This is a genomic window from Neobacillus drentensis (assembly GCF_036962765.1).
GTDB classification, from domain to species: Bacteria; Bacillota; Bacilli; order Bacillales; family Cytobacillaceae; genus Neobacillus; species Neobacillus drentensis_C.
This window is the reverse complement of sequence record NZ_JBALOS010000327.1, coordinates 1-864: the sequence shown is the minus strand read 5'-3', so window position 1 is coordinate 864 and position 864 is coordinate 1. Positions and strand designations below refer to the sequence as shown.

The window sequence follows — 864 nt, the reverse complement described above, 5'->3', positions numbered from 1 at the left end:
CATAGATACAATAAGGCAAAGAGAAGTAATCAGACCAACAATAATTGTTTGACCTAAACCTTTGAACATAGCAAAATTCACTCGCGAACCAATATTAGTGCCAATTAAAACTTGGGCGAAGATAATGACTTTTTGGGGCAAGTATGCTGATTCAACACTGTGGCTTATAATAATAATTGGGTAAAATAAATGAACAATTCCAGCTCCAATCATACTACCTACAAGCCAGGGGGCAGGCATTTTAATTTTCTTTCCTAGTTTAGAACCCAGGTATGCTCCTATTATTAGAATTCCTGTACTAAGTAAAGAGCTAGATGAATGTTGACTGTGGTTACTGTTTGTAGCAATCTTGACAGATTGGAAATTAATTATTCCTGAGATAATTGGGATTAAACTTACGACAAGTAACACACGTATTGTTTGAATAATACTCACGATTGGTGCATTGGCACCTATTTCGTCAGCAATTGTTGGCATAGCGGAAATACCGCCGGGGGTCGTACCAAAAAGACTGGTCATCATGTTTACGTTACTGAACCGCCACAACATGATTCCTGAGAGTATTGCTAGGGCAATGGAAGAAATAAGCATGAAAATAATTATAAAGAAATAATCTTCCAATGTGTCCATTATTGATAAATTGAAGTTTAGTCCTAATTGAATACCTAAAATCAATTGCCCAATTTGGGACCAAAATGGGTTTAATCCATTTTTCTGTTTTAGCGAATTTAAGCCTATCAAACGCAAATTGGTAAGAACGCCTGCGAGAAATAAACTCCCCAACATCCAAGCCATTGGGATACCAGAAAAAGATAGAGTAACCCCTCCAAGCATACTGAATAGAATAAATAATATGTTTTGTTT

1 protein-coding gene is annotated in these 864 nt (G+C 36.2%); it reads right to left on the bottom strand.

From position 1 onward, the window contains the following. The coding region (locus V7137_RS28450; protein WP_335701170.1) for an AbrB family transcriptional regulator at positions 1–864 on the bottom strand (864 nt) is incomplete at both ends.